12 protein-coding genes are annotated in these 15,605 nt (G+C 40.9%); 11 read left to right on the forward strand and 1 reads right to left on the reverse strand.

Going from position 1 to position 15,605, the window contains the following annotated elements:
* Window positions 1-47: 47 nt before the first annotated feature.
* Window positions 48-2,048, forward strand: coding sequence for an oxidoreductase (locus CRN97_RS03225; RefSeq protein WP_074790644.1), 2,001 nt, complete (start codon window positions 48-50; stop codon window positions 2,046-2,048).
* Between the two features lie 124 nt (window positions 2,049-2,172).
* On the forward strand, window positions 2,173-2,958 hold the full coding sequence (locus CRN97_RS03230; protein ID WP_044933915.1) for a shikimate kinase: 786 nt from the start codon (window positions 2,173-2,175) through the stop codon (window positions 2,956-2,958).
* Window positions 2,959-2,974: 16 nt separating this feature from the next.
* Here CRN97_RS03230 and CRN97_RS03235 read toward each other — a convergent pair whose 3' ends face one another.
* Window positions 2,975-3,784 (reverse strand): histidinol-phosphatase HisJ family protein, encoded by an 810-nt coding sequence (locus CRN97_RS03235; RefSeq protein WP_097075846.1) that lies wholly within the window; start codon window positions 3,782-3,784, stop codon window positions 2,975-2,977.
* Between the two features lie 225 nt (window positions 3,785-4,009).
* On the opposite strand from CRN97_RS03235, the gene gap reads away from it, so the two are divergent.
* From gap to purB, 9 genes are all read left to right on the forward strand, one after another.
* On the forward strand, window positions 4,010-5,026 hold the full coding sequence (gene gap, locus CRN97_RS03240) for a type I glyceraldehyde-3-phosphate dehydrogenase (protein ID WP_015549339.1): 1,017 nt from the start codon (window positions 4,010-4,012) through the stop codon (window positions 5,024-5,026).
* Between the two features lie 162 nt (window positions 5,027-5,188).
* Complete coding sequence (locus tag CRN97_RS03245; RefSeq protein WP_044933920.1) at window positions 5,189-6,412, forward strand: phosphoglycerate kinase; 1,224 nt, start codon at window positions 5,189-5,191, stop codon at window positions 6,410-6,412.
* Between the two features lie 17 nt (window positions 6,413-6,429).
* On the forward strand, window positions 6,430-7,176 hold the full coding sequence (gene tpiA, locus CRN97_RS03250) for a triose-phosphate isomerase (RefSeq protein ID WP_074790640.1): 747 nt from the start codon (window positions 6,430-6,432) through the stop codon (window positions 7,174-7,176).
* A 166-nt stretch (window positions 7,177-7,342) separates the two neighbouring features.
* Window positions 7,343-8,572, forward strand: coding sequence for an SEL1-like repeat protein (locus tag CRN97_RS03255; protein WP_179670662.1), 1,230 nt, complete (start codon window positions 7,343-7,345; stop codon window positions 8,570-8,572).
* Entirely contained in the window at window positions 8,559-9,938 is a 1,380-nt protein-coding gene (locus tag CRN97_RS03260; protein WP_097075848.1) for a CapA family protein, read from the forward strand. Before CRN97_RS03255 ends, CRN97_RS03260 begins: the two co-directional genes overlap by 14 nt.
* A gap of 42 nt (window positions 9,939-9,980) precedes the next feature.
* Window positions 9,981-11,525 (forward strand): 2,3-bisphosphoglycerate-independent phosphoglycerate mutase, encoded by a 1,545-nt coding sequence (gene gpmI, locus CRN97_RS03265; RefSeq protein WP_044933925.1) that lies wholly within the window; start codon window positions 9,981-9,983, stop codon window positions 11,523-11,525.
* A 67-nt stretch (window positions 11,526-11,592) separates the two neighbouring features.
* On the forward strand, window positions 11,593-12,459 hold the full coding sequence (locus CRN97_RS03270) for a phosphoribosylaminoimidazolesuccinocarboxamide synthase (RefSeq protein ID WP_033153895.1): 867 nt from the start codon (window positions 11,593-11,595) through the stop codon (window positions 12,457-12,459).
* Window positions 12,460-12,496: 37 nt separating this feature from the next.
* A complete protein-coding gene (gene purF / locus CRN97_RS03275; protein ID WP_074790634.1) occupies window positions 12,497-13,942 on the forward strand; it encodes an amidophosphoribosyltransferase in 1,446 nt (481 codons plus the stop codon).
* Between the two features lie 112 nt (window positions 13,943-14,054).
* Window positions 14,055-15,509, forward strand: a complete 1,455-nt coding sequence (gene purB, locus CRN97_RS03280; RefSeq protein ID WP_097075849.1) for an adenylosuccinate lyase — start codon at window positions 14,055-14,057, stop codon at window positions 15,507-15,509.
* The last annotated feature ends 96 nt before the right edge of the window (window positions 15,510-15,605 follow it).

Genomic DNA, 15,605 nt, shown 5'->3' on the forward strand with positions numbered 1-15,605 from the left:
ACAGCTCTTATCACGTAAATTTTGTTTGTAAATAGGAGCATTCTATAATGAGAAATAAGTATCCACACATTTTTGAACCACTTACAATTCGTCGTATGACACTTAAGAATCGTATCATGATGACACCAATGGGAACTAACTACGGTGATCAGAATGGCGAGATGACATTTGTTCATATTGATTACTATGAGCAGAGAGCTAAGGGTGGTACAGGATTATTAATGGTTGAAAATGCTAGTGTCTTTTCACCACAGGGTTCTAATGGTACAACCCAGCTTCGAATCGATCATGACAATTTCATTCCACGTTTGTATTACTTTACAGAGAGAATGCATAAGCATGGCGCTTGTGTAGGTATTCAGATTAACCACGCTGGTGCATCAGCTGTTTCTGCTCGTACAGGAGAGCAGCCTGTATCTGCATCAGATATCCCTTCAAAGGCAGGCGGAGAGATTCCACGTCCGCTTGAGAAGGAAGAAATCTACAATATTGTAAAGAAATATGGTGAGGCAGCAAAGCGTGCACAGACAGCCGGTTTTGACTGTGTTGAAATTCATGCTGGTCACTCATATCTTTTGAGCCAGTTCCTTTCACCTACTACTAACAAGCGTACAGATGAGTTTGGCGGATCACCAGAGAATCGCGCTAGATTTACAAAGCTTGTTGTAGAAGAAGTAAGAAAGCAGGTAGGACCATTCTTCCCAATTTTTGTCCGTATTAGTGCTGATGAGTTTGTTGAGGGAGGAAACACACTAGAGGACGCAATTGAGTATTTACAGTACTTCCAGGAAGAAGTAGACGTATTTGACGTTTCTGCTGGTCTTAATAGTTCTATTCAGTTCCAGATTGATGCAAACTATCTTCCAGATGGATGGCGTTCATACATGGCAAAGGCTGTTAAGGAAAAATATGGCAAGCCATGTGTGACAATGGGAAATATTCGTGATCCTAAGGTCGCTGAGGAAATTCTTGAAAGAGGAGATGCTGATATCATCGGTATGGGCCGTGGTCTTATCGCAGATCCTAACTGGGTAAATAAAGTAGAGTTCAACCGTGAGGATGAGCTTCGTAAGTGTATTTCATGTAACGTAGGTTGTGCAGGCCACAGAATTGGTCTTAACCTTCCAATTCGTTGTACAGTAAACCCAGCTGTTAACGCTAATGACGAATACTACAAGAGAAAGGTTAACAAGCCTTGCAACGTTGTAGTTATCGGTGGTGGTACAGCAGGTCTTGAAGCTGCTTGTACAGCTGCAGAGGTTGGATGTACAACATTCCTTCTTGAGAAGAAGGCAGAGCTTGGCGGTCTTTCTGTTCAGATTTCAAAGATTCCTGACAAGAAGAGACTTGCTGATTTCCCTAAGTACATGATTAACCGTGCTAGCAAATTAAGAAATCTCTTCATATTTAAGAACAACGATACTACAGTTGATCAGATTAAGAGCTTGAATCCTGATATCATCGTAAATGCTACAGGTTCAAACCCTACATTACCACCTATCAAGGGATTATTAGACCTTGTTGATAAGGATGATTCAAATGTAGCTACAGTTATTAAGATGATTGAGCGTCTTGATACATATCCAGCGGATATGACAGGTAAGAAGGTTGCTGTTGTTGGTGGCGGTGCTGTAGGTCTTGATGTTATGGAATACTTCACAGAAAGAGGTGCTGAAGTTACTATCATCGAGATGTTACCTATTATTGGTAACGGACTTGATCCAATCACAAAGTGCGATACAGCTGCAAAGATGGCTAAGTACAATGTTCGTCAGATGACAAATACAGCACTTCAGGAAGTATGCAACGACAAGTTTATCGTTAAGAATCCAGAAGGCGAAATCGAAAACATTGACTTTGATTTAGGATTCATCTGCCTTGGTATGCGCTCTAACACACCTATCATCGATGAGTTAAATACTGCATTTGAAGACACAAATGTTGAGATTTACAATATTGGTGATTCTAAGCGTGCTCGTCGTATTATCGAAGGTACAGAAGAAGGTCGTGATATTATCAAGGTTCTTGAGAGACATGATTTTCTTTAAGATTTAACTTCCTTATTAATTTAATCTAAAATTTATTTATCAGACAGAAGGAAAAAGTGGTTTCTTTCTGTCTGATTTTTTAGTATGATACTATTCAAAACAAAGTATCAAAGGGGAATAAGACATGGAACAGCTCAAAATGTTAAGAGAGCATCTTGCTCAGAACGACGAAATTATTCTTAATGCACTGCTTATGAGAAATGCCATTGTTGAGGAAATTATGGCATACAAAGAAGAGAATGGTTTACAGATTTTACAGCCAGAACAGGACGAAAAAAGAGACCGCTGGTTAGACAAGAGCTTGGAAGGGAAACGTCACGGCAAGGAAGTAAAGGACATTTACAGTTCGATTGTAAAAAATGCTAAGCGTATTCAAGCTAGACACTTGTTCAATTACAATATTGTACTTATTGGATTTATGGGAGCAGGTAAAACTACAATCTCTGATTATTTGAGCACATGCTTTGCCATGGAAGTGGTAGAGATGGATCAGGTTATTTCTGATAGAGAGGGCATGTCTATTTCTGATATTTTTGAGGTATATGGAGAAGAGCACTTCAGAAATGCCGAGACAAACCTGTTGAAGGAAATGCAGTCAAAGCGTAATGTTGTAATTTCATGTGGTGGTGGTACACCAATGCGTGATGTAAATGTTCAGGAAATGAAGAAGAATGGACGTGTTGTTCTTTTAACCGCAAAGCCAGAGACAATCCTTGAGAGAGTAAAGGATAGCCACGATAGACCTCTTATCGAAAATAATAAGAGCGTTGAATTTATAGAAGAGTTGATGCTTAAAAGAAGAGAGAAATATGTTGCTGCAGCTGATATCATAATTGAAACTGATGGTAAGTCAGAGTTGGAAATTTGCGAGGAACTTGTTAATTCTCTTTTAAAATTAGATAACGATTAAGAAAAAGCCTGAAGCTTTATCTCAATGGATAAGCTTCAGGCTTTCTGTTTTTAAATACATAATATTCATGGAAGCCACAATCATTTAATAAGTCAGGTAGCTTATCAAAATCTGCAGCAACATCCTCAGGAGTATGTGCGTCGGCACCGAGTGTAATCATTTTACCGCCCAATTCTTTGTATCTTTTGATAATAGATGGAGCAGGATTGGGAGCACCCATTCCTTTTCTGAATGCGGCAGTGTTTACCTCCAATGCCTTATCTAGCTTTATAATTTGCTGAAGGATGGCATCAATGATTTCTGCATATGGTTGATGTGTGTTGTGCTTTGTCTCCTGGTTACGTGCATATCTAAATGCGTAATCCAAATGACCAACTGTATCAAAATTCGTAAATGCGGTAATGTTCTCAAGAATAGATTCGTAATAGCGGTTTAGCAAAGCGCTTTCTGTATCACGTTCCCAAAAGCTGTCGAAGTATGGGTCCCATTTATCCACAAGGTGAGTACTTCCTATTATGAAGTCATATGGATGAGCATTAACAGCTTCATTGCATTTATCAGCAACATGTGGCTGAATGCCAACCTCTAGTCCATTCAATATGGTAAATTTATCAGTTGATTCCTGCTTGGCAAGTTTGTGCAGGGTAGGATAGTAGTTCTCTAAATCTAAATCGAAGAATCCAAACTGCTTAGGATAGTCGATATCTAAATGGTCTGTAAAAGTAATACCTAGCAGGCCTTTTGATTTTGCAGAGTTTATCATATCAATAGGAGAAGCGTCGGAGTCTCCTGAAAAATTACAGTGCATGTGATTGTCCCAAAACATTGTTGTAGCCTCCTTTGTATAAGTAACTAAATATTAATTGATGATACTGGCAGGCGCAAGAAATATTGTTTGAAAATACAAATAATATAAGTACATTGAGAAAATTTTAACAATATTTCAATTTGGGGTTGAATTATAGATTGATGTTGTATAAAATAAAGTGCATACGGGGCTCTTTGAGAGCTTCAAAGAAAATTTTAAAAGAATCTTTAGGAGGATTTAAAAATGGCAGTAAGAGTAGCAATCAACGGTTTTGGCCGTATCGGACGTCTTGCATTCCGTCAGATGTTCGGAGCAGAAGGTTACGAAGTAGTAGCAATCAACGACTTAACTAGCCCAAAGATGTTAGCACATCTTTTAAAGTATGATTCATCACAGGGAAAGTATGAGCATGCAGATGAGGTTTCTTGCACAGATGATTCAATCATCGTTTGCGGTAAGGAAATCAAGATCTATGCATTCCCAGATGCAAACAATTGCCCATGGGGTGACCTTAAGGTTGACGTAGTTCTTGAGTGCTCAGGATTCTACACATCAAAGGAAAAGGCACAGGCTCATATCAATGCAGGTGCTAGAAAGGTTGTTATCTCTGCACCAGCAGGAAACGATCTTCCTACAATCGTTTACAATACAAACCATGAGACACTTAAGGCTTCTGATACAATCATTTCAGCAGCTTCATGTACAACAAACTGCTTAGCACCAATGGCTGACGCACTTAACAAGTACGCTCCAATCCAGTCTGGTATCATGGTAACAATCCACGCTTACACAGGTGATCAGATGACACTTGATGGCCCACAGAGAAAGGGTGATCTTCGTCGTTCACGTGCAGCAGCAGTTAACATCGTTCCTAACTCAACAGGTGCAGCAAAGGCTATCGGTCTTGTTATCCCAGAGCTTAACGGAAAGCTTATCGGATCTGCTCAGCGTGTTCCTACACCAACAGGTTCTACAACAATCCTTACAGCAGTTGTAAACAAGAAGGACGTTACAGTTGAGGGTATCAACGCAGCTATGAAGGCAGCAGCTAACGAGTCATTCGGTTACAACGAGGATGAAATCGTTTCTTCAGATATCGTAGGTATGAGATTTGGTTCTCTCTTCGATGCTACACAGACAATGGTTTCTAAGGTTTCTGATGATCAGTACGAAGTACAGGTTGTTTCTTGGTATGATAACGAGAACAGCTACACATCTCAGATGGTTCGTACTATTAAGTACTTCTCAGAGTTAGCATAAAAATTGTCTATTTACTCATATGCGTCGTTGCATTTCGCTTGCAGTACTTAGTACAGCTTCGCTTATGCGCCTTGCCTATGAGCAAATATCCTAATTTTTAGGTTTCAACAGTCCAGTCCTATTATGGACTGGGCTGTTTTTAATTATATGGAGGATAAAATTATGGCATTAAATAAGAAGACAGTAGATGACATTAATGTTAAGGGTCGTCGTGTACTTGTTCGTTGCGATTTCAACGTACCTCTTAAGGCTGGTGAAATCACAGATGATACACGTATCAAGGCAGCTCTTCCTACAATCAACAAGCTTATTGCTGATGGTGGAAAGGTTATTCTTTGCTCACATCTTGGAAAGGTAAAGAATGGTCCTAACGAGGGCGAGTCACTTGCTCCAGTTGCAAAGCGTCTTTCAGAGAAGCTTGGTAAGGAAGTAACATTCGTTTCTGATTACAACGTAACAGGCGAAGCTGCTACAAAGGCAGTTGAGGCTATGAAGGAAGGAGATGTAGTTCTTCTTCAGAATACTCGTTTCCGTGGCGAGGAAGAGACAAAGAACGGTGAGGCATTCTCTAAGGAGCTTGCTGATCTTGCAGATGATTATGTATGCGATGCTTTCGGTTCATCACACAGAGCTCACGCTTCTGTAGCTGGTGTTACAAAGTTCATCACAGCTAAGGGTGGTTCAAACGTAGTTGGATACCTTATGCAGAAGGAAATCGACTTCCTTGGCAACGCTGTTGAGAATCCTGTACGTCCATTCGTAGCAATTCTTGGTGGTGCAAAGGTAGCTGATAAGCTTAACGTTATCAACAACCTTCTTGAGAAGTGTGACACACTTATCATCGGTGGTGGTATGTCTTACACATTCCAGAAGGCTATGGGTTACGAAATCGGTAAGTCACTTTGCGACGATACAAAGCTTGATTACTGTAAGGAAATGCTTGAGAAGGCTAAGAGCATGGGCAAGGAAATTCTCCTTCCACTTGATGCTGTTACAATCGCAGGCTTCCCAGATCCAATCGACGCTCCAGTAGAGTGCGAGACATATGATACAGAGAACATGCCAGCTGACAGAGAGGGTTGCGATATCGGACCTAAGACAGTTGCTCTTTTCTCTGAGAAGGTTAAGACAGCTAAGACAGTTCTTTGGAACGGACCAATGGGTCTTTTCGAGAACCCAGCACTTGCTGTAGGTACAGAAGCAGTTGCTAAGGCACTTGCTGAGACAGATGCTACAACAATCATCGGTGGTGGTGATTCAGCAGCAGCTGTTAACCAGATGGGATTCGCTGACAAGATGAGCCACATCTCTACAGGTGGTGGAGCATCACTTGAGTTCCTTGAGGGTAAGGAGCTTCCAGGCGTTTACGCAGCAGATGATAAATAAGAAAAGAGGAAATTAAAATGGCAAGAAGAAGAATTATTGCCGGCAACTGGAAGATGAACATGACACCTTCTGAGGCTGTAAAGCTTGTTGCTGAGCTTAAGGATTTAGTAAAGAACGATGATGTAGACGTAGTATATTGCGTACCTGCAATCGATATCGTTCCTGTAGTAGAGGCTGTAAAGGGCACAAACGTAAACGTTGGTGCTGAGAACTTCTACATTGAGGATAAGGGTGCTTTCACAGGCGAGATTTCAGCTCCTATGCTTGTAGATGCTGGTGTTAAGTACGTTATCATGGGTCACTCTGAGAGACGTGACATCTTTGGTGAGAATGATATTCTTATCAACGCTAAGGTTAAGAAGGCATTTGCTGCTGGTCTTACACCAATCCTTTGCTGTGGTGAGTCACTTGCACTTCGCAAGGCTGGCACATACAAGGAGTGGATCGAGCGTCAGATTACTTGGGATCTTTCAGGCGTTACAGCTGACCAGGTAAAGAACCTTGTTATCGCTTACGAGCCAATCTGGGCTATCGGTACAGGTGAGACAGCTACAGCTGATCAGGCAGAAGAAGTTTGTGCATTCATCCGTGAGCTTATTGCTAAGCTTTATGATGGTGCTACAGCAGAGGCTGTTCGTATTCAGTACGGCGGATCTATGAATGCTTCTAACGCAGCTGAGCTTCTTAGCAAGCCAAACATTGATGGTGGTCTTATCGGCGGTGCTTCACTTAAGCCAGACTTCGGTAAAATCGTTAATGCTTAATAAAATCGGGTTTTAGGAAAGACTTTGTTGAAATTGTCAATTATAAGTAGTAAAAACTCCTAAAGTTTTACATGCGCACCAGTTTCTGGTGCGCTATTTTTGTTTTAAATAAGTTCATTTTATGATATAATTTGCGCTGATGGACGTTTTGTCCTTGGAGGAATTTATGAAACGAAAATTTCGTTTATACTTTATGCTAGGCCTTTGCTCACTTTCACTTATTGCCTGCGGCAAGAAAGAGGAAGAGGAAGTAGAGGATACAGTAGATACTACTGAACAGGTCGCATTTGACGACGTGGAAGTTGAGGACTACACAGTTCTTTCATATAGTGAGCTTGAAGTTCTTGCATATGAGGACGACACTGACGCACAGGTTATGCTTGGCCGTATGCTAGAGTACGGCACAGAGGATGTTAAGCAGGATTTTGCTGAGGCAATTTCCTGGTATCAAATGGCATCTGATTCAGGAAATGTTGACGGTACATGTGCACTTGGTTATTTCTATTTAACAGGCACAGGTGTTGAGCAGGATTTAGAAAAAGCAGAGGAGCTTTTTGATACTGCCATTGAGGGTGGCTCAGATAATGCTTACGTTGGCAAGGCCAGAGTTATAATGGCTTCATTACCAGAAGCATTTTTCACTGATGAATCTGATGAGGATATCGATATCACTGACACAGAAGAATCAGAAGAAGTAGAAATATCCACAGAAGACGAAGAAAAAGCAGAAGAAGCTTACGATTACATATACAAGGCACAGATTGCCGGAGATATAGATGGTACATACTATCTAGGTTATGCATATGAGCATGGTATTGGCATTGCTCAGGATTACAAAAAGGCTTTTGATTACTATTCAAGAGTTACCAAATCAGACAGCACAGATTTAGCAGATCAATATGCTATCAATCTTGCGAATACAGCAGTTGGTCTTCTTTACGTAGAAGGCAATGGAGTAGAAGCAGATACAGAAAAGGCTATCGAGTATTTTACAGCTGCTTCTGACAACGGCTATGCTAAGGCTAGCTATTACCTAGGCCAGATTTATGAAAATGGCTTAGATGTAGATAGAGATTATGAAAAAGCGATGGAGTATTATCTTATCGCGGCAGATGCAGACTACGCACCAGCACTTAACCAGATTGGTTACATGTATTACAATGGATTTGGTGTAGATGTAGATTTTGCATCGGCAGTTTATTACCAAAAGCTTGCAGCATTGCAGGGTTATGCAATTGCTCAGGTTAATTTAGGTTTTCTTTATGAAAACGGGTACGGGGTTGAGAGGAATTTGGAAACAGCTTTGTCGTATTATGAAATGGCGGCTGATTCGGGTTATGAAGGCGCTATGGAGGCTGTTGTCCGAGTAAAGGCACAGATTAATGAAGAAATGTAACTTTTGCATAGCGATAGTTACGGTTGTTATCTCTTTACTAACAGGATGCGGACACAAAACAATTGAGGTTGATACCGTAAATCTTGAAGCTAGCGAGCCGGAAATCATTGAGATTGCGGATTTGACGGACGCGTGGGATACGATTTTAAACAATAGTACAATCGAGTTTATAGGAGGTCATCCTATAGACGAGTCTTTTCTTGCGATGATTACATCTGAATATGGTGAGGATGTAATAGAGGAAATTGCAAGTTATGCAAATTTCCAAACGCCAGAAATTTGGTATCAACTTACTGGCAAGAGTATTCATGTACTTTGGTACGAGTATTGTATGGATACAGGCTTGCAGAGTTATTCCTATGACAAAACATACGTAATAGATAAGCCAGTCTATGGAGACATAGTTCTTGATTTTACCGGCGATTTGTCATTTGCAGAAGGAATAGCTACAACAGAATTTATGGACAGCCAAATTAATGGAATAGAAGATTGCTTTTCGGCAGATTTGTTAGAAGAAATGCGAGAAGCTGATATTCTTCTTGTTAATAATGAGTTTGCCTATACAAATAGAGGGGCTCCTCTTGCTGGAAAGGCATATACATTTAAAGCAGATCCAAGTCGAGTTTCTTTGCTCGAAGAGCTTGGAGTTGACGCAGTTAGTGTGGCCAACAATCATGTCTATGACTATGATGAAATTGGATTTTTAGATACATTAAATACCCTAAATTTACAAGGCATTCCTTATGTAGGGGCCGGAGTTAATCTTGAGGAAGCCAAAAAGCCGATATACTTTATTGTCGGTGGCAGAAAGATAGCCATTGTGGCAGCTACTCAAATAGAAAGAACTCTTAATTACACAAAGGAAGCTACAGGCGTTACGCCAGGTGTTATGAAATGCTTGCACCCGGAAGCTTTTTGTGAAACTATATCAGAGGCGAAAGCAAATGCAGATTATGTTATTGTTTTTCCTCATTGGGGTACAGAAGGCACTGCCAATTATGGTGGTGATCAGATGGCACTTGCTCGAGCATTTGTGGAGGCTGGTGCAGATGTAATAATAGGAGGGCATACACATTGCCTTCAAACAATTGAGTATATGGATGATGTTCCTATCTACTACAGCTTGGGCAACTATTGGTTCTCTACAACCAGCAACATGCCAACATCATACGATACAGGATTAGCACAGATTCGTATAAAACAAGATGGAAGTGTAGATTCTTACTTTATTCCATGTAATTTTAACGCAGGAGTTACAAGCCTGCTTGGTTCAGAAGATATGGCTTACAGCAATATCATAGATGGTCTGAATTCCTTATCATCATCAGCAAAGATTGATAAGGACGGACGTATTAGTAAAAAATAAATAGTTTTTTCTGGCGTTTGCCAGATATAAGGAGGATTTACTATGAGTAAGAAACCTGTAGTACTTATGGTTCTCGATGGATATGGTCTTAATGACAATCCAAAGGGAAATGCCATTGCAATGGCAAAGACACCTGTTATGGACAAACTTATGGCTGAATGTCCATTCGTAGCAGGTCAAGCATCTGGAATGTTTGTTGGACTTCCAGACGGACAGATGGGTAACTCAGAAGTTGGACATATGAACATCGGCGCAGGCCGCATTATTTACCAGGATTTAACACGTATTACAAAAGCTATCAATGACGGCGAGTTCTTCGAGAACAAGGTTTTACTTGAAGCTATCGACAATGCTAAAAAGACTGGCGGAGACATTCATCTTTGGGGTCTTCTTTCAGACGGTGGTGTACATAGCCACATCGAGCACCTTTACGGTATGCTTGAGATGTGCAAGAAGAACGGCCTTACAAATGTATTCGTTCACGCATTCCTTGATGGACGTGATACTCCACCAGCTTCTGGTAAGGATTTCTTAGCAGCACTTCAGTCAAAGATGGACGAAATCGGAGTTGGTAAGATTGCATCACTTTCTGGTCGTTACTACGCAATGGACCGTGATAACAACTGGGATCGTGTTGAGAAGGCTTACAATTCACTTGTTAAGGGTGAAGGCGTTCAGGCTACTTCAGTACCTGATGCTATGCAGGCATCTTATGATGATGGTGTAACTGATGAGTTCGTTCTTCCTACAGTTATTACAGATGCTGATGGAAAGCCTCTTTCAGTTGTTAAGAATGGCGATTCAGTTGTATTCTTTAACTTCCGTCCAGACCGTGCTCGTGAAATTACTAGAGCATTCTGTGATGACAAGTTCACAGGCTTCGATAGAGAGTTCTTAAATCTCTATTATGCTTGCTTCAAGGATTACGATGAGACAATCCCTAACAAGCACATTGCTTTCGAAAAGGAGAGCATTTCAAATACATTCGGTGAGTTCTTAGCTAACAATGGTTTAAAGCAGCTTAGACTTGCTGAGACAGAAAAATACGCACACGTTACATTCTTCTTCAACGGTGGTGTTGAGGAGCCTAACAAGGACGAGGAAAGAATCCTTGTAAACTCTCCAAAGGATGTAGCTACATATGACCTTAAGCCTGAAATGTCGGCACCAGAGGTTGGAGCAAAGCTTGTAGATGCTATTAAGTCTAACAAGTACGATGTTATCGTTATCAACTTTGCTAACCCAGACATGGTTGGTCATACTGGCGTCATAGAGGCAGCTGTTGCAGCTGTAGAGCGTGTTGACTCACTTGTAGGTGAAGCCGTAGAGGCAGTTAAGGAGATGGATGGAGCATTATTCATCTGTGCTGACCACGGTAATGCAGAAAAGATGATTGATTATGAGACAGGAGAGCCACACACAGCTCACACAACAAATCCTGTTCCATTTATCTTAGTTAACTACGATAGTGACTATACACTCCGCGAGGGCGGTGCTCTTTGTGATATCGCTCCTACACTTATCGAGATCATGGGTCTTGAGCAGCCAAAGGAGATGACTGGAAAGTCACTTTTAGTTAGAAAGTAGTCATTAGCCCCCTCAGGGGGCGACATGATTATAAATAAAATAGAATAAAAAGAGAGAGGATTTGATTATGAAACCAATTAAAGAAGGAAAAGTAAGAGAAGTATACGATAATGGCGATAGCATTATTATGGTAGCAACAGATCGTATATCTGCATTCGATGTAATTCTCAAAAACAAAATTGTCAACAAGGGTGCAGTGCTTACACAGATGTCTAAGTTCTGGTTTGAACTTACAAAAGACATTGTTCCAAATCACATGCTTTCAACTGATGTAAAAGACATGCCAGAGTTCTTCCAGAACGATGAGTATAAGGGCAAGTCAATGATGTGCAAGAAGCTTACAATGCTTCCAATCGAGTGCATCGTACGTGGTTACATCACAGGCTCTGGATGGGCCAGCTACAAAGAGAACGGTACTGTTTGTGGCATTAAACTTCCAGAAGGGTTAAAGGAATCAGATAAACTTCCTGAACCTATCTATACTCCTTCTACTAAAGCTGAAATTGGTGATCATGATGAAAATATCTCTTTCGAGCGTTCCATTGAAGTTCTTGAAAAGGAATTCCCTGGTCATGGCTTAGAATACGCAACTGCACTTCGTGATAACACAATCGCTCTTTATAAGAAGTGTGCAGATTATGCACTTACTAAGGGCATTATTATTGCTGATACAAAGTTTGAGTTCGGTCTTGATGAGGATGGTAACATTGTTTTAGCAGATGAGATGCTTACTCCAGATAGCTCACGTTTCTGGCCACTTGAGGGTTATGAAGCAGGTCATGGACAGCCATCATTTGATAAGCAGTTCGTACGTGATTGGCTTAAGGCTAATCCAGATTCAGATTACCTTCTTCCACAGGATGTTATCGATAAGACAATCGACAAATATCTTGAAGCTTACAAGCTATTAACTGGCAAAGCACTTGAAGTGTAAAATACCTTATAGCGTAGATTATGTATTAGGAGATTTTATGACAGATTTGAAAGTAAAGGACATGCCATGGGACGATTTGCACGAGGAGTGCGGCGTCTTTGCTATGTACGATTTTGACGGTGGAGATGTTGCCTCCTCGATTTATTATGGCCTTTTTGCCTTGCAGCACAGAGGACAGGAGAGTTGTGGTATTGCAGTATCTGACACTAATGGTCCAAAACGCAATTTTGCCCTTCACAAAGATATGGGATTAGTAAATGAAGTATTCAATCAGGAAATACTTGAGGGCATGCACGGAGATATTGGTGTAGGACATACTCGTTATTCTACAGCAGGCTCTTCTACAAGAGAGAACGCACAGCCACTTGTTTTATCTTATATAAAGGGTATTCTTGGAATGGCCCACAATGGTAACCTAATCAATGCAGAGGAGCTTAGAGATGAGCTTTCTATGACAGGTGCCATTTTCCAAACAACAATCGATTCAGAAACAATCGCATATCTTATTGCAAGAGAGCGTTTAAAAAGTGCAACAGTTGAGGAAGCGGTTGCAAGAGCTTGTGACAAAATCAAAGGAGCATATTCACTTGTTGTTATGTCACCTAGAAAGCTTATTGCTGCCCGTGATCCTCAGGGATTCAGACCACTTTGCATTGGAAAACGTGATAATGCATATGTAATTGCATCAGAGACATGTGCTCTTGATACAATCGGTGCTGAATACATCAGAGATGTAGAGCCAGGAGAAATCGTAACTATTTCACCTGAGTTTGGTATCAAATCTGATAAGAGCAGATGTATTGATAAGAGTAATCATGGTAGATGCATTTTCGAATATATCTATTTTGCCAGACCAGATAGTATTATTGATGGGCAGTCTGTATATGATGCTCGTATCAGAGCTGGTCGATTCTTGGCACAGGATTCACCAGTTGAAGCTGACCTTGTAGTTGGTGTTCCAGAATCTGGAAATGCAGCTGCACAGGGATATTCATTAGAATCAGGTATTCCATACGGAACAGCATTTATCAAGAACAGCTATGTAGGACGTACTTTCATAAAGCCTAAGCAGGCAAGCAGACAGTCGTCAGTACAGGTAAAACTTAATGCTCTTAAAGAAGTAGTTAAGGGCAAACGAATTATCATGATTGATGATTCAATTGTACGAGGCACTACATCAGATCGTATTGTAAAGATGCTTCGTGATGCTGGGGCTACAGAAGTACATGTTCGTATTTCATCACCACCATTTTTGTGGCCTTGCTACTTTGGTACTGATGTGCCATGTCGCGAGCAGCTTATTGCCTACAATCATTCAGTAGATGAAATAAAGGATATCATCGGAGCCGATTCGTTAGCGTACCTTGACTTCAATCGTCTTCCACAGATGGTAGATGGTCTCGAAATCTGTCACGGATGCTTCGATGGCGAATACCCAATGGAGCCACCAACTGAAGATATACGTGGTGAATATGAGAAGTAATAAGGAGGGACCCATTTATGGGAGGAGCCTTATTACCACGACGCACCCATCCCGAAGGGATATATGATGGTGCGTCTTCCCGATTGATATTTTGATAGAGGAGAATTAATTTATGTCAGATACAAGCAGATATACAAGCCCACTTAGCGAGAGATATGCAAGCAAGGAGATGCAGTACATCTTTTCACAGGATAAGAAGTTTTCAACCTGGAGAAGACTTTGGATTGCCCTTGCAGAAACTGAGATGGAGTTAGGTCTTTCACAGGATGGAAAGCCAGTTATCACTCAGGATATGATTGATGAGATGAAGCAGCACATTGAGGATATCAATTATGATGTTGCAAAGGCTCGTGAGAAAGAGGTTAGACATGATGTAATGAGTCATGTATATGCATACGGACAGCAGTGCCCAAAGGCAGCAGGTATTATTCACCTTGGCGCTACAAGCTGCTATGTTGGTGACAACACTGATATCATCATTATGAGAGATGCTTTACAGCTTATTCGTACAAAGCTTGTGAATGTTATTGCTGAGCTTGCAGCATTCGCTGACAAGTACAAGGCACAGCCTACACTTGCATTTACACATTTTCAGCCTGCACAGCCAACCACAGTTGGTAAGCGTGCAACACTTTGGCTTAACGAGTTTGTAATGGATCTTGAGGATCTTGATTATGTACTTTCTACTCTTAAGCTTCTTGGCTCAAAGGGTACAACTGGTACACAGGCTAGTTTCCTTGAGCTCTTCAACGGAGACAATGAGACAATTGACAAGATTGATCCAATGATAGCTGAGAAGATGGGATTCAAGGCATGCTATCCAGTTTCAGGTCAGACATATTCTAGAAAGGTAGATACTAGAGTTTGCAATATCTTAGCAGGTATTGCAGCATCTGCTCACAAGATGTCAAACGATATTCGTTTGCTTCAGCATCTTAAGGAAGTAGAGGAACCATTCGAGAAGAGTCAGATTGGTTCTTCAGCTATGGCTTACAAGCGTAACCCAATGCGTTCAGAGCGTATTGCATCACTTTCTCGTTATGTAATGATTGATGCACTTAACCCTGCAATCACATCAGCGACTCAGTGGTTTGAACGTACACTTGATGATTCAGCAAACAAGCGTCTTTCTATTGCTGAGGGCTTCCTTGCAACAGATGGTGTTCTTGATCTTTGCTTGAACGTAGTAGATGGTCTTGTTGTATATGACAAGGTTATTACAAAGCGTCTTATGTCTGAGCTTCCATTCATGGCTACAGAAAACATTATGATGGATGCTGTTAAGCTTGGTGGAAATAGACAGGAGCTTCACGAGAAGATTCGTACACTTTCTATGGAGGCAGGCAAGAACGTTAAGGTAGAGGGTAAGGACAATAACCTTCTTGAACTTATTGCTGCTGACGATGAATTCCCAATGGGACTTGAGGAACTTGAGGCTACTATGGAGCCTGCAAGATACGTAGGACGTAGCCCACGTCAGGTTGAGGTTTACCTTCGTGATGTTATCAATCCTATTCTTGAGGCAAACAAAGAAGTACTTGGTGTAAAAGCTGAGATTAACGTATAAACGATATGATTATTAGAGCTCACATATGTGGGCTCTTTTTTTTCACTTACATTTCACATAGATGTCAGATAGACGTAATATTCATGTTCTACAGTA

The organism is Pseudobutyrivibrio ruminis DSM 9787 (genome assembly GCF_900218035.1).
GTDB classification, from domain to species: Bacteria; Bacillota; Clostridia; order Lachnospirales; family Lachnospiraceae; genus Pseudobutyrivibrio; species Pseudobutyrivibrio ruminis.

Excerpts from the sequence above, each read along its gene's own strand:
- CRN97_RS03230 (WP_044933915.1), top strand. The coding sequence starts at position 2,173 with ATGGAACAGCTCAAAATGTTAAGAGAGCATCTTGCTCAGAACGACGAA.
- gap (WP_015549339.1), top strand. The coding sequence starts at position 4,010 with ATGGCAGTAAGAGTAGCAATCAACGGTTTTGGCCGTATCGGACGTCTT.
- CRN97_RS03225 (WP_074790644.1), top strand. The coding sequence starts at position 48 with ATGAGAAATAAGTATCCACACATTTTTGAACCACTTACAATTCGTCGT.
- purF (WP_074790634.1), top strand. The coding sequence starts at position 12,497 with ATGACAGATTTGAAAGTAAAGGACATGCCATGGGACGATTTGCACGAG.
- tpiA (WP_074790640.1), top strand. The coding sequence starts at position 6,430 with ATGGCAAGAAGAAGAATTATTGCCGGCAACTGGAAGATGAACATGACA.
- CRN97_RS03260 (WP_097075848.1), top strand. The coding sequence starts at position 8,559 with ATGAAGAAATGTAACTTTTGCATAGCGATAGTTACGGTTGTTATCTCT.
- purB (WP_097075849.1), top strand. The coding sequence starts at position 14,055 with ATGTCAGATACAAGCAGATATACAAGCCCACTTAGCGAGAGATATGCA.
- CRN97_RS03245 (WP_044933920.1), top strand. The coding sequence starts at position 5,189 with ATGGCATTAAATAAGAAGACAGTAGATGACATTAATGTTAAGGGTCGT.
- CRN97_RS03235 (WP_097075846.1), bottom strand. The coding sequence starts at position 3,784 with ATGTTTTGGGACAATCACATGCACTGTAATTTTTCAGGAGACTCCGAC.
- gpmI (WP_044933925.1), top strand. The coding sequence starts at position 9,981 with ATGAGTAAGAAACCTGTAGTACTTATGGTTCTCGATGGATATGGTCTT.
- CRN97_RS03255 (WP_179670662.1), top strand. The coding sequence starts at position 7,343 with ATGAAACGAAAATTTCGTTTATACTTTATGCTAGGCCTTTGCTCACTT.
- CRN97_RS03270 (WP_033153895.1), top strand. The coding sequence starts at position 11,593 with ATGAAACCAATTAAAGAAGGAAAAGTAAGAGAAGTATACGATAATGGC.